Genomic DNA, 18616 nt, shown 5'->3' with positions numbered 1-18616 from the left:
AGATCGAGAACCCAGACGATAAATTCATTTGTACTTAGTTGCAAAGTGAAAGTTTTTTGACGCGTTCTACTCTACCAGAAAATATTGCGTTTGTGTGGTTTGTTAACGATTTGTAATTTAGCGCTAACAATTTATTTTTAAAGACAATGTCAATTCATTAATATTTTTATCTAATGAAATGCGATAGCTAAAGCACTTATGAGACTTCTCTTTGAAGCAAGGTATTTCGTAATATTACAGATTTGTAATAAAACTGAATATTTATATTGCAGGACACAGAGTGGTGGGGTAGACATTGTAAAGTTAAAGTTCATTGATATGTAAGAGGTATGATTAAAAAAATGAATGTCTGCTGAGCTTTCAATATTGACTTTAGAAATAGAAAGCTATATATTTAAAGTATAAAAGTTATACCGAGTATAAAAACGGAAGTGATAAGTATGAAAATTGAGCTAGGGTTAACTTCCTTTGCTGATAACACGGCAATACAATCAGAGTCAGGCCCTCAACCAGCTATTAGTAAAGCTGAACGTATTCGTAATATAGTAGAAGAAATTGAAACAGCAGATCAATATGGTTTAGATATTTATGGCTTAGGCGAGCATCATCGTCAAGATTACGCTGTCTCAGATCCAGTCTCTGTACTCGCAGCAGCAGCAAGAACGACAGAACATATCAAATTATCGAGTGCAGTGACAGTATTGTCGTCAGATGATCCTGTGCGTGTCTATCAGCGCTTTGCAACGCTTGATGCCTTATCTAATGAGCGAGCAGAAATCATGGTGGGTCGAGGTTCGTTTATCGAATCTTTCCCATTATTTGGTTATCAACTCAATGATTATGAGGCGCTTTTTGAGGAAAAGCTAGAGCTCTTACTGCGCATCAATCAACATGAAGTTGTGCACTGGCAAGGGCGTTTGACGCCATCTATAGACGGAAGAGCAGTTTACCCTCGAGCTGAACAAACATCACTTCCGATTTGGATTGCGACAGGTGGAACGCCAGAATCATCATTACGAGCAGGTGCACTCGGTTTACCCATCACGTATGCTATAATTGGTGGTGATCCTAAACGCTTTGCCCGTAACGTTGAAATGTACCGTGCGATTGCAAGATCTAATGGTCATGATCCAAATAAGCTCGCAGTGGCAACACACTCATGGGGCTATGTAGCCGAAACAGATGAAGAAGCTGAGCGTGAGTTCTATCATGCGGTCAAAGTGAGTCACGATCAACTTGCGAAAGAGCGTGGATGGCCAGCATATGACTTAAATGCCTATCATCGCGAAATGGGACCACGTGGTGCCCTTTACGTAGGAAGTCCTGAAACTGTAGCTAAGAAGATTATTGAGACAGTAGAAACACTAGGACTTTCACGCTTTATGTTGCACACACCAGTAGGTTCGATACCACATGAGCGTACGCTACGAAGTATTAAACTTTTCGCTAAACGGGTAAAGCCTATAGTAGATAAATATTTTGAGGATAAATAGTAAGGAGAGTATGTACAATGATTTTACGTTATTTAACAAACTTAAAGGTAGCTAAAGAATTATTCAACGCTTCACAACCTAAATTGAAAGGTGACCAAGGTATGAAAGATACATTTGAGAATGTATTTGGCTTGCCTTCTAAAATGGTGCCTATCATCGGTGCAGCTGAGGCAATCAGTTCAGTATTATTCGTCTTCAGTTTCGCAAGCAAGAAGATTTCACGTTTAGCTTCACTCATCACTTTAGGTGTACTCGGTGGCGCAATCTTCAAACACTTCCAAGCAGGCCATGGTAAAGAAGGCGCGAAACATGCGATGGATGTAAGTGGTTTAGCAGCATTAAGTTTATTAGATACTTTAAATTGCAAGAAAGATAAATAAGTGAGCGCTCGAGTTTTATGTAAAAGTAAGGACGAAATAGCGTCTTAAATATGGGCTCGTAGGTGAATGATTAACGTTCATCTGCGGGCTTTTTTGTTTGAAATGATATTTGTAGGAATAGGAAGTTTCGTACTCATTTGCAATCATGTGTTTCTCCCCAGCAAGCGAGAGTTAAAGTATTGAAAATGAGTTTTTTGTTAATTGCTAATTGTCGATTTTTTACTTAGTAGAACATAACTGACATTTTAACTAGTAAAAATTTCTGATAAGAAGAAATTTTGAGAATTTAACGTTTCAGATATTGAATTATTTTCATTACAGTTTATAATTAAATTAAAGCAACGAGACTAGACTAGCAGGAGGATGCACATGATTAAGACTGAAGAATACACTTTGGATGAGCTCATTCATATCACACCGACTATTAAGGATTTCTACCGTAGAGTTAAGAAAGAGCGTCAACTCACTTACGAAGAGATCAGCGTCTTATATTACGTTGCACAAAGTGATGAGAATACCATCCCAGTTCGACACATTGCACAACGGTCATTCTTGAAACCGTACTTTCTAAGTAAAGCGGTTCAAAAGCTTAAAGATAAAGGTTATTTGGATAAAAAGAGAAGTCAAATAGATCAACGTCAAATATATATTGAAGTGACAGACGAACAACGCATCATGATTCAATCGTTGCTTACAGATTTACAATATTTCATAGATTGATTGTTCGAAGTCAGAAGAAAAGTGTCTCATTCGTCACACTGTAACTCCACCTTAAAGTAAGTGGGGGAGTTGCAACGTGATATGAGACACTTTTTTTATCAATAGCTTATGAAGTTGGCGTTAAGTAACGTACGGTACGATGTTGCAATCGGCTAAAGATGAGCTCAAGCACGATAGCTAATAACCAATAGAAGATCGCGGCTACTGAATAGACTGGGATGAAACGATAACCCTCGTTAGCGATTACATGACTGACTGACATAATCTCAGTAACCTGTACCGCAAAGGCTAACGATGTCCCTTTAATGAGCATAATAAATTGGTTCTCAATATTCGGTAACGCATAGCCGAATGCTTGAGGTAGTACGATACGGCGATACGTATCAAATTTCGACAATCCGATGGTTTTCGCCGCTTCAATCTGACTATATTCAACAGATTGTAAGCCACCTTTCATACTCTCTGAAAGATAAGCGATAGCATGTAGCGAGAAACCGATACATGCGATTGTCAGAGGCGAGAAAGCATCAGGATTAAAGTGCGTGTGTAATTGATCATTGAAAAAGAGTAATAACGCCGGTAAACCATAATACAAGACGAATAATTGCACGATTAACGGTGTGCTTCGAATAAATGAATTATAAACAACGATAAGCTGAGACAATACAGGAATCTTGGCTATACGTATCATCGCAAAGATGGTACCTATTACGAGGCCGATAATCATCGCAACGATAGAGATAATTATCGTATTAGGTACACCTTTCAGCACTTCCCATATCGTATGCAGTATAAATGACATGCTGAAACCTCCTTAGGCTTGATAAGGTTTTTGAGCTTTTTTATCAACAAGCGTCAAAGTACCTTGAATAATAAGTGCGATAATCCAATAAATGATTGAAATCACAACATAAACTTGTAACATACCTAAACCGTAGTTGTTACCGATAATAAGTTGAACTTGACCCATCATGTCGACGAGACCAATAGTAAAGGCTAACGATGTATCTTTTACCAGTTCAATAATTTGTGTCGTTAAGTTCGGCAAGCTATTGCGTAAAGCTTGTGGAATAATGATATGCGTCAAGATATGGCGATAGGAAAGTCCTACTGTGAGACCTGCCTCAATTTGCACATAATCCACTGACAAGTAACCCGCACGCATCACTTCTGATAAGTAAGCACCTGTGTGTAATGTAAAGGCTAAGATTACGAAGAAGAGACGACTAAAATGGTTGATATCAATGTGTATTAACATCAATACTTGCGGTAAAGCAAAGTAAACTAGGAACAATTGCAATAGCAAGGGTGTCTACGAATAAAGGATTGGTACACGCGTACAATCGGTGACAATATTGGTGTGCGTTGAATACGAATCACCGCAAGCACGAGTCCTAAAATGATTGCACAGATGAGCGCAATCACAATCATTAATAGCGTCAAAGGAAGCGCTTGTAATACCTGTTGAAATAAGTCTGGCCAATCTGTCTTCATTAACGGTCAACCTCCAATCGATCTTTATGTTTATTCAACTCATCAATATCTTCAAAGACGTTAATATCGAAATATTTCTTAGATAAGTCTTGAAGTTTACCTTCTTCTTTCAATTCTTTCGTCGCTTGGTCGATATCATCATGTAATTTTTTATTCTTCTTGTTATAAACAACATGTAATGGTTCACGTTTAACGATGCCACCAATTTTAGTTTTAGTATGAATTTGTTCTTGAATGGCTTTATACGTATTCCAGTTGATAATCATAGCGTCGCGACGATTTTGACTTAACATTTTCAAGTTATCCCGATTAGAGGGCTCTTGAATCTTATCTATCGAAATCTTAGGGTCATGTGTCTTGTTATATTGAGATAAGATAGAGTACAAACCACCACTTGGCGCCATAGGTGTAAGACGTTTGCCAGGTAAATCACTTAATTCATGAATATCGTTGTTATGTTCATTGACGGCAAGCATAGGTAAAGCGTAACTATAAGGTTCATCTTGATATAGAAATTGTTTCTCACGTTCTGGTGTTTTAAAGAACCAGTTCACCGCCATATCAAATTTACCTGCACCTAAACCAACAAGATTGGATTCTTCTTCACCCAATTCGTATTTAAATTTGTATTGTGGCAATTTCTTCTCTAACATCTTCATGTAATCCATATCTAAACCGACGAAATCATTATTTTTATTAGTATAAAGATAGGGTGGGTTCACTTCTGCAGATAAAGCTACTTTCACTTCACGAGGGTGTTTGGCCGTCGCTTTCTGAGAAGTTGAGGATGTACCGCAGCCAGTGACTACGACCATGATTGCTAGAAGTATGAGTAGATAAGTGACTGATTTCAAACGCATCACTCTTTCACCTCAGTTCCAACTTTATTGAGGAAGCGATTCACACGTTCAGAATCTGGATGATCTAATACTTCTGAAGGTGTACCACGATGAAGGATTTGCCCTTCGTCCATAAAGAGGATTTGATCTGCAATCGCTTTCGCAAATTGAATTTCGTGTGTGACGAGTACCATCGTCATGCCTTCTTGTGCAATTGATTTGATGAGATTTAAGATACTTTGAATCGATTCTGGATCAAGTGCTGAAGTCGGTTCATCTAGCAATAAGACTTCTGGATTGAGTGCAAGTGCACGAACGATACCCACACGTTGACTCTGTCCGCCTGATAGTTGCGCAGGGTATTTATCTTGATGCTCAAGCATTCCTACGCGTTGAAGATAATCACGTGCGATGTCTCGCGCTTCTTTCTTCGATTTCTTCTGACCATAAACCAATCCCTCGGTAATATTGTCGATAATCGTTTTATTTTTAAAAAGATTGTAGTTCTGAAAGACCATTGCTGAGGATTGACGCAATCTCAAGATGTCTTTCTTCGTATGTTGAGCGGTATCGAAGCGTTGATCATTGATTTGAATGATACCTGATTTCGGCATCGTCAAAGCATTCAACGTTCTAAGTAATGTCGTCTTACCCGATCCGCTAGGCCCGATAATTGCAGTAACCGTCCCAGTGTCCTGCGTGAAACTCACGTTATCGAGTATACGTTTGTCGCTATAGTAATGGATGATATTCTCTACTGATATCATGGAAGTCCCTCCTCAAGTTCATTAAGGTTAAATTACCATAATAATTCTTATCGGTAAAGTAGGGATTAGGCAATGCTGCTACTTTTATTCGGTAAAGCTGAGTGTTAAACTAAGAATGAAGTTATTAACAACGAGGTGAACCAAGGAATGAAATCGGGATTAATTCAATCTGATATCCAACGTAAATGGTTGGCGAAATTAGAAAGCGTGAAAGACGAATTTCAATCACATTCGGAATACAACGACTTACACTCTCGTTTTCCGTATGAGAATATCGAGTGGCTTGTGAAAGAAGGTTACACATTATTAACGCTGCCGAAGGAATATGGCGGCGAAGGTTGTACGGTCGAAGATATGGTCGTACTCCAATCTTATCTCGGTAGTATTGATGGTGCGACAGCTTTATCTATCGGATGGCACTTGAGCGTCGTAGGTCAATTGTTTGAACAAGAAATGTGGGAGCAATCTATGCTTGACCGCTTTGCTGAGCAAGTGAAGCAAGGTGCGTTAGTCAATCGTGCGGTAAGTGAAGCGGAAACAGGTAGTCCAACACGTGGTGGCCGTCCAGGTACTCATGCAGTTGAGAATGATGAAGGCTACCTATTGAATGGCGTGAAGACCTTTACCTCTATGAGTAAAGGATTAACGCATTATATCGTGAGTGCCTATTCTGAAAGCGATCAAGATGTTGGTTTCTTCTTAGTGGAAAGAGATATGCCAGGTGTCGAAATCGCTGACAACTGGAATATGGTTGGCATGAGAGCGACGGAGAGTCATGACCTCGTTCTTAACGACGTCCAAATTCCAAAAGAGAATTTTGTAGAGGTTCGCGGTGCGCGAGGCAAGAAACCGAATGGCTGGATTCTACACATTCCAAGTACGTACTTAGGTATCGCTCAAGCCGCACGTGATTATGCAGTGGACTTTGCGAAAGAATATAGCCCGAATAGTATTGAAGGTACCATTGGCGATTTAACGACTGTGCAACAGAATTTAGGTAAAATGGAATCACTTTTATTGTCTGCACGTCATTTCTTATGGAGCACTGCGCGTATGTATCATGAAGATGTGGAAGATGCGTTGCTTTGGAATGAAACTTCAGCAAGTAAAGTCCTTGTCATGAACCAAGGTATTGAAGTGATAGTCTTAGCGATGCGTATCGTCGGTGCGAAAAGTCTTGAAATGGAACGTCCATTACAACGCTATTATCGCGATATGCGTGCTGGACTACACAATCCACCGATGGAAGATATGGCTTATACAAATATTGCGAAGTCAATATTAGGTCGAATTTAATTAAATATTACTAGGTCTATAGTAGACTGCTTGAGATAATGCGAAGGCGCTTCCTATCTGTACAGGGTAGGGAGGGCTTTTTTAGTTTTAAGAGAAGTAGTAGGTATTTAAAAGAAATTTCAAGTCTTAACAAGTAATTTATATCGAAGTGTAATTCAAGATGTTTATATGAGAAATGTTGTATTAATAAAGCTAATAAATATAATGGTTTTAAATTAAAGTGGGTAATTACCTTAATATAAGATTTCTGTACTTCTTCCAAGCAAGAGTCTAAACATTGGAAACAGATTAAATATATACATTCCTAAAGTCTTAACCATTTTACCCAAAAAAATTTGAACAATCGCTTCAAAAAGTATTGCGCAAATAAGCGGAACGAAATATAATATCAATAATGATAATCATTTTCAACAAAGGAGAAAAGACATGAAGAAATTATTGATACCGATCATCGCGTTAATGCTTGTCTTAGCAGCTTGTGGCAATAAATCAGACGACAGTTCAGGCAAGTCAGGCAAAGCAGAAACGAAATCATATACGCTCGATAGTGGTAAAAAGATCGACATCCCTAAAGATCCTCAAAAAATCGCCGTTGTCGCACCTACATATGCTGGAGGATTAAAATATTTAGGAGCTAACATCGTAGCTGTTAACAAGCAAGTCGATCAAAGTAAATTATTGAAAGACAAATTCAAAGGTGTAACTAAAATTGGAGATAACGACGTTGAAAAAGTAACAAAAGCGAAACCAGACTTAATCATCGTTTACTCAACAGATAAAAACATCAAAAAATATGAAAAAATCGCGCCAACGATCGTCTTCGATTACGGTAAACACAAATACCTAGAGCAACAACGCGAATTGGCTAAAATCGTAGGCAAAGAAGATCAAGAGAAAAAATGGGAAAAAGAATGGAAATCTCAAACTGAAAAAGATGGTAAAGAAATCAAAGATAAAATTGGTGAAGATAAGACAGTTTCAATCTTTGACGAGTTCGACAAAAAACTTTACACTTACGGACCAAACTGGGGTCGAGGCGGTGAAGTACTTTACCAAGCATTCGGATTGAAAATGCCAACTGAATTAGAAAAAGCAGTGAAAAAAGAAGGCTGGACTGAAGTAAAACAAGAGAAAATCTCTGATTTCGCTGGCGACTACATTGTGTCTACAAGTGAAGGTAAAGCAGCTCCAGGATATGAAAAAACAAATATCTGGAACAACTTACCAGCTGTCAAAGACAATCATGTCATCAAAGTTCAAGCTGAAACATATTGGTACAACGATCCGTATACACTAGATTACATGCGCAAAGATTTAAAAGAGAAATTCTTAAAATAATAAATTGAGTATGAAAATGATGTTATCAGTAGCTGAAATGTGCAGAAAGTGGTAAGCACGCTCGCATTTCAGCTTTTTCTTGGATGTATTGTAAACTAGATATTTTTACAGGTTTACAATTGTGCTATAATATCAGTATTGATATTGAGGAGGAACTACATATGTCTACGAAATTTTTAGTTTATACAGCGTTAATGACTGCAGTCATTGCGGTGTTAGGAATGGTGCCACCCATTCCACTTGCCTTTATTCCTGTGCCCATTGTGCTACAGAATTTAGGTATCTTTTTAGCTGCAGTACTGCTTGGACGTAAATATGGCACGCTCAGCGTTATCGTCTTCTTACTACTCGTAGCAGCTGGCATGCCTCTGTTATCTGGTGGACGTGGCGGTATTGGCGTATTCCAAGGACCATCAGTTGGTTTCTTGATTATGTATCCTGTCTGCGCGTACCTTATCGGTCTTATTCGTGATATGTTCTTAACACGCACAAATTTCTTAGTGTTATTAATTACGATCCTCCTATTTGGTGTAGTATTATTAGACTTAGTAGGAGCGATTGTGATGGGTATCATTACACATATTCCTGTTGGCAAAGCGATTTATCTGTCACTCACATTTATGCCAGGGGACGTGATTAAAGCAATACTCGCAGCTTTAATCGGCAATATACTACTCAACCATAGTCGTTTCCAACAACTCATTAAACGTCAATGATATGAGGAGACGTGAGCAATATGACGACGATTACGATGCGCGACATTTTTAACGATGGAACGATTGAGGATCAAGATGCGCGTAGAACGATTTATTTAACGTCTAGTACGCCACATACATTTTATAAAAATACTTGGGTCTACCATGAGATGCCTGACTTTGAGACGTGGAAAAGGGACTGTGCTGAACAACAGCGCGTACATCAACAGCAAGGCTCATCACATCTCAGCTTTACCTTTCCGGAAAATTGTGAGCTTGGTGATACGTGGCAAGATGAATTAAAGCAAGAAGGATTTCAGCTGGGAATTCTAGAACTTTATGCAGTCGAACCAGACACGTTTCTAGAGCTTAACCCTGCTCAAAAGAAAGTTCAATTGGCTCAAGTCGATCATGAAACGCTTGAAGATTATATCGAAGTTTATCGTGAATTCTCAGAACCCTTTGGCCGCGAATATACTGAAGAAAGTATTTGGGAGCTGAGAGAGAATTACGAAGAGGAACCGCCTTCTCGGTTTGTGGCTTATTTCAATCAGCAACCTGTCGGCATTGTCGATGTAATCTTTACAAATTCGACAGTGGAACTCGATGGTTTCGGCGTGCTGGAGTCTTATCAGCGCCAAGGAATAGGTCGCGCCATCCAACGAGAAATCGCACGTTTAGCAGAGGGTCGCACGATGATACTCGTCGCAGATGGCGAGGATACAGCGAAAGATATGTATGTGAAACAAGGCTATGTCTTTCTGAGTTATACGTATCAAGCTTTGAAAGAATCAATGGATGAATAAGTAATTGAATAGAGTAAAAATAAGCAGCTCGAAGATGGATAATTAGCATCAACGAGCTGCTTATTTTATTGAGGTATTAAGTGGCAACTGCACTTTATATATGAAAAAGAGTGCGACGGCCTTTTTTGATTTCTACCTCATCTCACGCGAAAAAAGGCGAAATCTGTAATGTTCCACCTTGACCTCAATCACTCTTCTGGCATTTCAATCCGTTCAGGATGGCTATACACATTAAAGTTGCCATCGCGGATAAAGCCGACTGCAGTAATGTTGAGATCTTGAGCCAATTGTACTGCTAGTGTGGTCGGTGCTGACTTAGACAGAATCACACCTACACCAATTTTAGCTGCTTTAATCAGGATTTCAGACGAGATTCGTCCACTAAAGATTAATACTTTGTCTCGAACGGGGATGTGTTGCTGGAGACAATAACCGTAGAGTTTATCTAAGGCATTATGTCTACCGATGTCTTGGCGATGTTCAAAGAAATCATTGCCATCACTAATCGCTGCATTGTGCAAGCCACCTGTTTGTTTGAAGACCTCACTGGCGCTTTGCAAGTTATCCATCATCGTAAGGATCTGTTCAGGGTGCAGGCGAATGTGTGACATCGATGTTTTCGCGACAGCTGCGTCATTTTGAAAGTAGAATTCACGACTTTTACCACAGCAGGAAGCCACCATACGCTTAGTAGAATATTGGAAGCGGTCACTTAAAGGTTTAGTTAATTGGACATGTGCGAAACCTTTACTATCGTCGAGCTCAACGGATTCCACTTCAGAAAGTTTATAAATCGCGCCTTCTGAAGCTAAGAAACCAATCGTTAACTCTTTAAGATGATTCGGACTACATATTACCGTTGCAAATTCTTCGTTGTTAACCATGATCGTCAATGGAAATTCCGTGGCATAACTATCCTTAGTTTCGTAAAGTTTGCCAGATTGATAGCGTATGATCTTCTGGTTATTGAGTACATCTTTGTCCATAGTAACCCCCCATTTACACTTAACGTCTATTGTATACTATTCAGTTCATGAATTGAAATATCTACGTTAATACGATGAATGACGTGAATGATTTTTCCACCTACACAGGTAAAATTTAAGAGAGATGATTTATTTCGTTAAGACAATGGAGTACACTAAAGGTAAGTAAAGAAAAAGTGTACTTTGTTGCGGATAAAAATGGGCAACAAGATCTGTGGATTCCTCGACAACAAAGACCGACGAAGGTGTGAGACGATGATTAATCAATTAACAGCACAATTTAAAGAACGATATGACACTCAGCCAGAAGCGCGTGCTTTCGCGCCAGGACGTATTAATTTGATTGGAGAGCACACGGACTACAATGGTGGTTACGTCTTTCCAGCGGCGATTGCTTTAGGAACATATGGTGTCGCAAGCAAGCGTCAAGATAAAGAGATACATCTTTATTCCAACAATTTCGAATCAGTAGGAGAGCTCGTCTTCTCACTTGAGGACTTGAGTTTCAAGACCGACCATGATTGGGGCAACTATGTCAAAGGAATGATTGCCTATTTAATAGAAGATTATCCTGACATTAATACAGGGATGAACATTCTGATTGAAGGTAATATTCCGAATGGTGCCAGCTTGTCATCTTCAGCTTCACTCGAGATGTTAAGTGGTTGGTTAGTGAAATCGCTTTTCGACTTATCTGTGGATCGTTTACAGTTAATCCACCTAGGTCAGCGAGTAGAGAACCAATTTATCGGAGTGAACTCTGGTATTATGGACCAGTTTATCGTAGGTATGGGCGCGAAAGATCATGCGTTACTTCTTGATACGGCAACGTTAGAGTATCACGAAGTTCCTGCGCAATTTGGCGACTATGTCATTTCAATTATGAATACGAATAAGCGTAGATCATTAACAGAATCTAAATACAACGAACGCCGTGCAGAATGTGAAACGGCGCTGGAAGAACTCCAGCACCATCTTGATATCCAATCACTCGGCGAATTAAGTGTTGAAACATTTGAAGCGAACGCGCACTACATTACGAGTGACACGAATCGTCGTCGTGCACGTCATGCAGTGACAGAGAATCAACGTACGAAAGATGCTTACCAAGCCTTACAACATGATGATTTTACAACGTTTGGACAACTACTCAATGCTTCTCATGAGTCGCTCAAAGAAGATTACGAAGTGACAGGACAAGAGCTCGATACGTTGGCAGAAACAGCACAACAAGTTGAAGGTGTCTTAGGTGCACGTATGACCGGCGCAGGTTTTGCTGGTTGTGCAATTGCGCTCGTGCACAAAGATAGTATTGAACAACTTGAAACTGACGTGACTACAGCTTACGTAGAGCGTATCGGTTACGAGCCGTCATTCTACCATGTGTCAATTGGTGATGGTGTTAAGAACCTGTAAGATGCAGGTGAATAGGTGCAATCGTCACCATCGATTGTCGTTATTTTAAGTGCCTTTTATCTGTAAAAATGAACTAAAAATAGTTGAAAAAGAAAGGAAGTATAACTATGTCAGTACTCGTCTTAGGAGGCGCGGGATTTATTGGAAGTCACGCTGTCGCGCAACTCATCGACGCGAATTACGATGTCGTGGTAGTAGATAATTTAGTTAAAGGACATCGTGAAGCGGTACATTCACAAGCGAAATTCTACGAAGGGGATATTCGTGATAAAGCATTTCTCAATCGTGTCTTTGAACAAGAAGTTATAGAAGGTGTCTTTCACTTCTGTGCATTCTCGCTCGTCGGAGAGTCCGTAGAAATTCCGCTACAATACTTTAATAACAATGTCTATGGTTTACAAGTTCTACTTGAAGTAATGAAAGATCATGATGTAAATCACATCGTCTTCTCTTCTACAGCTGCAGTGTATGGTGAGCCTGATACTGTACCAATTCATGAGACAGATACGCAAGCACCTACGAACCCGTATGGTGAAAGTAAATTAATGATGGAGAAGATGATGAAATGTTGTCATGAAGCCTATGGTGTGAATTATACGGCGCTACGCTACTTCAACGTGGCGGGTGCTCACATTGAAGGTTCAATTGGTGAAGATCATCATCCTGAAACACATCTTATTCCTATCGTCTTAGAAGTTGCATTAGGTCAACGCGACGCCCTTACGATCTTCGGTGACGACTATGATACAGAAGACGGTTCATGTATTCGTGACTACTTGCATGTCGTTGATTTAATCGATGCGCACATTTTAGCGTATCAACACCTGCGAAATGGAGGAGAATCAGGTGCGTTTAACCTCGGAAGCAGTCAAGGTTATTCTGTGTTTGAAATTCTCGAAGCCGCTCGTAAAGTGACGGGTGAAGAGATCCCAGCACAAGTAGGACCAAGACGTGCGGGTGATCCGAGTAAGTTAGTCGCTGCTAGTGATAAGGCGAGATCAGTGTTAGGTTGGCAACCGCAACATGACGATATCCATGAAATTATTCGTTCAGCATGGAACTGGCATTGTCAACATCCACATGGCTATCAAGATCAATCGGAGCGTGAAGCATAGTGTTACTCAATCAAACATTAGTCAATCACTATATTGACTATATTATTCAATATAATGAATACGAAGAACTTGATAGATTATACCTTCAGAATCAGCTGTTGCGATTACTACAAGCTTCGGATGTGACGGATGAAGGTGGACAGGATGATACACAGTGGGAGCCTAACGATTATGTACAACATTGGATTCGAGAATCTGTAGCTGACGGACAGATTGAGGATAGTTTGGCGGCGAAAGAAATACTCGAAGCACAACTACTCGATTTGATCACGCCACGCCCATCACTCGTCAATCGTACCTTTCATGACAAGTTAGCAGAAGATCCTGAAGCGGCTACGGATTATTTTTACGCATTATCTAAACGCAGTCACTACGTTAAAGAAGATGCAATACGTAAAAATATTGCATATACGAGTCCAACTCCGTATGGGCCGATAGAAGTGACGATTAATTTGTCGAAACCAGAAAAGAGTGCGAAAGATATTGCTATGGCGAAACAAGCGATGGCAACGTCGTATCCGAAATGTGCACTTTGTATAGAGAATGAAGGTTATCAAGGTTCTGCAACCCAAGCTGCGCGGACGAATCACCGCGTTGTAAGAATGGATTTGGATGGTGCGACTTGGGGCTTTCAATATTCACCCTATGCATATTTTAAAGAACATAGTATCGTACTGTCAGAAACACATACACCGATGCGTATGAACCGCCAAACCTTTACCAATCTCTTTGCATTTATCGATCAGTTACCACACTACTTTATCGGTTCGAATGCGGATATTCCATTAGTGGGTGGCTCTATTCTATCTCACAATCATTATCAAGCTGGACGCCATACGTTCCCGATGGATCATGCTGAAGAACGCGATCCTTTTACTATGCAAGGGCATCCAAATGTATCTTGTAGCAGATTGTTCTGGCCGATGAGTGTTATTCGTCTGCGTGGCACGTCGCCAGGTGAGGTGATTGAGGCGGCCACACATGTACTTGAGGTGTGGAATCATTACTCAGATGAAACTGTGAACGTTAGGGCATTGAGCGAGTCAGGGGAACGCCATCATACCGTGACACCAATTGCACGTTATCGCAATGGACAGTATGAATTGGACGTCGTCTTACGTGATAATCAAACTTCTGAGCAATATCCAGACGGCATCTTCCATCCGCATCCTGATGTGCAACATATTAAGAAAGAGAATATCGGGCTCATCGAAGTGATGGGTACAGCGATTCTACCAGCGAGATTGAAAGAAGAATTACAAGTCGTGAAACGCTTCTTGCTGGGTGATACTTCAGTGGAACGAGACTTAGGTGTTCATGCTACGTGGGCGCATGACATGGCTCAGAATTATGACTTTGACGAGGCGAATGTAGACGAGATCATTCGTGATGAGGTGGGTCGCAAATTTACGCGAGTGTTAGAAGATGCTGGTGTGTTTAAAAATACGGAAGAAGGACAAGCGGCCTTTCAACGTTTTATTAATCAATTATAGATAGAGTGAGTAGCGCTCCTCATGTACGGTTGAACGACTGTGCGTGGGGAGTTTAATTTATGCTGAAAATAACTTGCTGAAAAACGAAATTAGCAGATGTTTCCCGTTCGGAAACTTTGTTTCTTAAAGTTGCAAAATAAGAACTTCGCTTAACCATAAGAGTGAGTTAATATGGTGAGTGAGGAGGGATAGACGTGCAACACCTTGCGAGCCGAATTAGACAAGAGAGACGCCGACTAGGTTGGAATCAAACACAACTAGCGCATCATTTAAAGACAACGAAAACGACAATTTCTAAGTGGGAAACAGGTCAATTACTACCTGATATTACGCAATTACCTATTCTCGCAAGACTGTTTAACACGAGTGTGGATGAAATGCTTAACGTCACTTCTAAGCACTCACGTGAGGAAACGAAAGCGATTATTTCTGATTTAATCGATAAATTGAGCCATAGTAAAGAAGACTTTGTATCAACGATTGAAGCGTACTTTCAGCAATCCAGCAACGATTATGAGTTTCTTGTCGCATTATTAGGTGTGATGAGTACCAATATACAACGACTTAAGCAAGACGCCTTACGAGACAAAGCGATTGCGCTTGCTTTTGAAATTGTGCATATTATTGAAACAAATTGCACAAGTACTTCTCTATTGCGTAAAACGTATGGATATAAAGTCACGTTTTGGTATGTTAATGGAGAATTCGATCAAATCATTGAGCATCTCTCTGACTATGAAGTGAATTTGGGAGAGAACTTGTTATTAGGGAGTGCCTATTTAGCTCAAGATGATAGAGAGAAGGCGACCAGTATAATCCAATCGGATATGTATCAGAATTTAAATTTGATGGTGCAAGAATTTGTGCTCCTTGTGGCACATGAATTACCGCACTTATCAGTCGAGGAGTTAGCTCCTAAATATGAGTATCTCAATTTAGCCTTTAATATTGATCAATTATTCCCCTTCTTAGCTATGCAGATATATTACTACTTTGCTGAATATTATGTTGAAATAGACGATACAAAAGCGCAACACTTTCTAGAGCATTACACGACTTGTTATGAGCGATTAGTTATTGATTTTTCGTTTCAAACGGATGCTTTTTTCGATGCTGTTGAACCTTGGTTCGAGCATTTTCCTGCTGGTCAAAGTTTATCATTAGATTTTGATGAAACGGTGGAACAATACATGAATATAATTATTGATTCCCCTAAATTCCAAAAACTTTCAAACTACGAGGAGATCGTTAGTCAGTTAAAACAAGTTTATCGTAAAAGTATGTAATCAGAGTGATGTGTAGTTAATCACGTGGGAACATGTTGGATATACTTAGTATATTAGTCATATCCCTAATTAAATTGAAAGATGATCAACGTGTGAACTATTACAATAAGGGGATTCGTTAACGCTTTTTACTCCATTATCCTAATATAGTTTATTTTCGGAAAATATTGTGCGAAAGCACTTTTATCTTGTGTCAAATAAGTATATAATAGCTTGCGAGGAGGGATATTCATGAAACTTAGATTTCTAGTAGTTTCACTACTTGCGCTATGCCTAGTACTTGCGGGCTGTTCTGGCTCAGGCGATAGCTCAAAAGATTCAAAGAGTTCAAATGACTCACATCAAACATCATCACATAAAGATAAGAAAGATGATAAAGACAAGAAAGACAAGAATGACGAAAATGCATTGCAAATTGCAGCTGCAGCAAGCTTAACTGACGCATCTAAAGATTTAGAAAAAGAATTCAAGAAAGATCACAAGGATGCGAACATTACTTTTAACTACGGCGGTTCAGGTGCCTTAAGACAACAAATCGAAAAAGGTGCACCAACTGACGTTATCATGTCAGCGAACACGAAAGACGTAGATATGTTGAAAGATAAAGACAAAGCGCATGATACATACAATTATGCGAAAAACAAACTAGTCTTAATCGGAGACAAAGATGGTAATTATAGCTCAGTTAAAGATCTTAAAAAAGGCGACAAATTAGCGGTGGGTGAAGCTAAATCCGTACCAGCTGGTAAATACGCTGAAAAATACTTGAAAGCTAACAACTTATACGATCAAGTTAAACCTAACTTAGTGTATGCGAAAGACGTTCGCCAAGTATTAAACTACGTGAAAAAAGGTAATGCGCAACTCGGTTATGTTTACAAAACAGACTTAGCGCAAGACCAAAAAAATAGTGATAGCAACGTTAAAGAAATTAACGAAGCGAAATTAGACAAACCAATCACTTATGAAGCAGGTGCAACTTCTGATAAGAAACTTGCTAAAGAGTGGATGGACTTCTTAAAATCAGACAAAGCAAAAGAAATCTTGAAAAAATACGAATTTGAAGCTTAGGAGGTTGTAGCAATGCCTGACTTCACACCATTTAAGATTTCGATTGAAGTTGCGTTGATTAGTACAGTCATCGTAACGATTATCGGTATCCTAGTATCCAAATGGTTATATGAAAGAAAAGGGATCATTGCTAGAATTCTCGAAAGCATTATTGTACTACCTATAGTGTTACCACCTACTGTTATGGGGTTTATCTTACTCATCATCTTCTCTCCTCATAGCGTAGTGGGACGATTCTTCTCGAATGTCTTACACTTTCCGGTAGTATTCACGATGACAGGTGCAGTAATTGCATCTGTCATTGTTAGTTTTCCGCTCATGTATCAACATACGGTGCAAGGCTTTCGAGGTATTGATAGCAAGATGTTAAACACGGCGCGCACGATGGGAGCAAGTGAGCGAAAGATATTTTATCGCCTCGTTGTTCCACTGTCTAAACGCTCCATACTCTCTGGCATTATGATGAGTTTCGCGAGAGCGATAGGTGAGTTTGGTGCTACGTTAATGGTAGCAGGTTATATCCCTAATAAAACGAATACTTTACCACTCGAAATTTATTTCCTTGTCGAACAAGGTAAAGAGAACGAAGCATGGTTATGGGTGCTCGTCTTAGTTGCCTTTGCGGTAGTAGTCATCAGTACTATCAACTTGCTCAATCGCGATCGTTATCGGGAGGTGGATTAGATGTTGAAGATTCAATTACAACATCAACTTGATCGGGCTTTAATCGATATTCATATCGACGATGCAGAGCCTAAGATCTATGCATTAAAAGGGCCTTCAGGAATAGGAAAGACTACTGCACTTAACTTTATCGCAGGTTTGAAAACGCCTGACAAAGCGTTGATACAAATTAATAACCGCGTACTCACAGATACTGAACGTAAGGTGAATGTGAAGATTCAAAAGCGTAATTTGGGTTATCTCTTCCAAGACTATCAACTGTTTCCAAATATGACGGTGCATCGTAATTTGACCTTTATGTCAGAAATGAATGATCACATACGTAAGTTAATGAAAGAGTTAAATATTGAACATTTGAAAGATAAATATCCGATGACTTTATCAGGTGGGGAATCTCAACGTGTCGCTTTGGCACGTGCTTTGAGTACGAAGCCAGATCTTATCTTGTTAGATGAACCATTTTCTAGTCTAGATGACCAGACGAAAGAAGAAGGCATCGCACTAGTGAAACGTATCTTTCATGAATGGCATATCCCGATTATCTTCGTGACACATTCAAATTACGAAGCAGAAAGCTTAGCAGATGAAGTGCTGACAATAAGCGAAAAGAAAGATGAATCAAATGTCAAATTGAATTAATTGGTAATTAGAAAACCTACAGATGAACAGTTCATTTATCTGTAGGTCATTATCAATGAGTCTGGGACATAAATTAAAGTTGTTTAATTTTCAATGTG

General features: G+C 39.5%; 18 protein-coding genes and 1 pseudogene. 14 read left to right on the top strand and 5 right to left on the bottom strand.

Annotated elements, in window-relative coordinates; genetic code table 11:
• Positions 1–440: 440 nt before the first annotated feature.
• The 3 genes from CD039_RS07420 to CD039_RS07410 all read left to right on the top strand — a co-directional run bounded on the left by CD039_RS07420 (position 441) and on the right by CD039_RS07410 (position 2593).
• Complete coding sequence (locus tag CD039_RS07420; protein WP_103371774.1) at positions 441–1493, top strand: LLM class flavin-dependent oxidoreductase; 1053 nt, start codon at positions 441–443, stop codon at positions 1491–1493.
• A gap of 17 nt (positions 1494–1510) precedes the next feature.
• The gene (locus CD039_RS07415) at positions 1511–1873 is read left to right on the top strand and encodes a DoxX family protein (protein WP_103371773.1); all 363 of its coding nucleotides are present in this window, start codon (positions 1511–1513) and stop codon (positions 1871–1873) included.
• A gap of 369 nt (positions 1874–2242) precedes the next feature.
• A complete protein-coding gene (locus tag CD039_RS07410; protein WP_049407589.1) occupies positions 2243–2593 on the top strand; it encodes a transcriptional regulator, SarA/Rot family in 351 nt (116 codons plus the stop codon).
• A gap of 106 nt (positions 2594–2699) precedes the next feature.
• On the opposite strand, the gene CD039_RS07405 is transcribed toward CD039_RS07410, so the two are convergent.
• The 4 genes and pseudogenes from CD039_RS07405 to CD039_RS07390 all read right to left on the bottom strand — a co-directional run bounded on the left by CD039_RS07405 (position 2700) and on the right by CD039_RS07390 (position 5693).
• The gene (locus CD039_RS07405; protein ID WP_103371772.1) at positions 2700–3395 is read right to left on the bottom strand and encodes an amino acid ABC transporter permease; all 696 of its coding nucleotides are present in this window, start codon (positions 3393–3395) and stop codon (positions 2700–2702) included.
• Positions 3396–3407: 12 nt separating this feature from the next.
• Positions 3408–4087, bottom strand: a pseudogene (locus CD039_RS07400) (amino acid ABC transporter permease).
• Positions 4087–4947, bottom strand: a complete 861-nt coding sequence (locus CD039_RS07395; protein WP_103371771.1) for an amino acid ABC transporter substrate-binding protein — start codon at positions 4945–4947, stop codon at positions 4087–4089. The pseudogene CD039_RS07400 and the gene CD039_RS07395 overlap by 1 nt, the downstream one beginning before the upstream one ends.
• Positions 4947–5693, bottom strand: coding sequence for an amino acid ABC transporter ATP-binding protein (locus CD039_RS07390; RefSeq protein WP_103371770.1), 747 nt, complete (start codon positions 5691–5693; stop codon positions 4947–4949). The genes CD039_RS07395 and CD039_RS07390 overlap by 1 nt, the downstream gene beginning before the upstream one ends.
• A gap of 147 nt (positions 5694–5840) precedes the next feature.
• On the opposite strand from CD039_RS07390, the gene CD039_RS07385 reads away from it, so the two are divergent.
• The 4 genes from CD039_RS07385 (at position 5841) to CD039_RS07370 (ending at position 9828) form a co-directional block, all read left to right on the top strand.
• Positions 5841–6989, top strand: a complete 1149-nt coding sequence (locus CD039_RS07385) for an acyl-CoA dehydrogenase family protein (RefSeq protein ID WP_103371769.1) — start codon at positions 5841–5843, stop codon at positions 6987–6989.
• 426 nt (positions 6990–7415) lie between these two features.
• Positions 7416–8327, top strand: coding sequence for an ABC transporter substrate-binding protein (locus CD039_RS07380; RefSeq protein ID WP_103371768.1), 912 nt, complete (start codon positions 7416–7418; stop codon positions 8325–8327).
• 161 nt (positions 8328–8488) lie between these two features.
• Positions 8489–9043, top strand: a complete 555-nt coding sequence (locus CD039_RS07375; RefSeq protein WP_103371767.1) for a biotin transporter BioY — start codon at positions 8489–8491, stop codon at positions 9041–9043.
• Positions 9044–9063: 20 nt separating this feature from the next.
• Positions 9064–9828 (top strand): GNAT family N-acetyltransferase, encoded by a 765-nt coding sequence (locus CD039_RS07370; RefSeq protein WP_240595099.1) that lies wholly within the window; start codon positions 9064–9066, stop codon positions 9826–9828.
• A 188-nt stretch (positions 9829–10016) separates the two neighbouring features.
• Here the strand turns inward: CD039_RS07370 and fdhD are convergent, their stop codons facing one another.
• The gene (fdhD, locus tag CD039_RS07365; RefSeq protein ID WP_103371766.1) at positions 10017–10814 is read right to left on the bottom strand and encodes a formate dehydrogenase accessory sulfurtransferase FdhD; all 798 of its coding nucleotides are present in this window, start codon (positions 10812–10814) and stop codon (positions 10017–10019) included.
• A gap of 255 nt (positions 10815–11069) precedes the next feature.
• Between fdhD and CD039_RS07360 the strand changes: the two genes are divergently transcribed.
• The 7 genes from CD039_RS07360 (at position 11070) to CD039_RS07330 (ending at position 18518) form a co-directional block, all read left to right on the top strand.
• Positions 11070–12230 carry a galactokinase gene (locus CD039_RS07360; protein WP_103371765.1) on the top strand — a complete coding sequence of 387 codons (1161 nt, stop codon included), beginning with the start codon at positions 11070–11072 and terminating at the stop codon, positions 12228–12230.
• Positions 12231–12337: 107 nt separating this feature from the next.
• A complete protein-coding gene (galE, locus tag CD039_RS07355) occupies positions 12338–13345 on the top strand; it encodes a UDP-glucose 4-epimerase GalE (RefSeq protein WP_103371764.1) in 1008 nt (335 codons plus the stop codon).
• Positions 13345–14838, top strand: coding sequence for a UDP-glucose--hexose-1-phosphate uridylyltransferase (galT, locus tag CD039_RS07350; protein WP_103371763.1), 1494 nt, complete (start codon positions 13345–13347; stop codon positions 14836–14838). Before galE ends, galT begins: the two co-directional genes overlap by 1 nt.
• A 194-nt stretch (positions 14839–15032) precedes the next feature.
• Complete coding sequence (locus CD039_RS07345; protein ID WP_167386239.1) at positions 15033–16124, top strand: helix-turn-helix domain-containing protein; 1092 nt, start codon at positions 15033–15035, stop codon at positions 16122–16124.
• Between the two features lie 231 nt (positions 16125–16355).
• Positions 16356–17195: a molybdate ABC transporter substrate-binding protein gene (gene modA / locus CD039_RS07340; protein ID WP_103371761.1), complete on the top strand. Its 840-nt coding sequence runs from the start codon at positions 16356–16358 to the stop codon at positions 17193–17195.
• A gap of 12 nt (positions 17196–17207) precedes the next feature.
• Complete coding sequence (modB, locus tag CD039_RS07335) at positions 17208–17879, top strand: molybdate ABC transporter permease subunit (RefSeq protein ID WP_103371760.1); 672 nt, start codon at positions 17208–17210, stop codon at positions 17877–17879.
• Positions 17880–18518: an ATP-binding cassette domain-containing protein gene (locus tag CD039_RS07330; protein WP_103371759.1), complete on the top strand. Its 639-nt coding sequence runs from the start codon at positions 17880–17882 to the stop codon at positions 18516–18518.
• The last annotated feature ends 98 nt before the right edge of the window (positions 18519–18616 follow it).

The organism is Staphylococcus argensis (assembly GCF_002902305.1).
GTDB lineage: Bacteria > Bacillota > Bacilli > Staphylococcales > Staphylococcaceae > Staphylococcus > Staphylococcus argensis.
The sequence above is the reverse complement of the archived record's forward strand: the minus strand, read 5'-3'. Positions and strand labels throughout refer to the sequence as shown.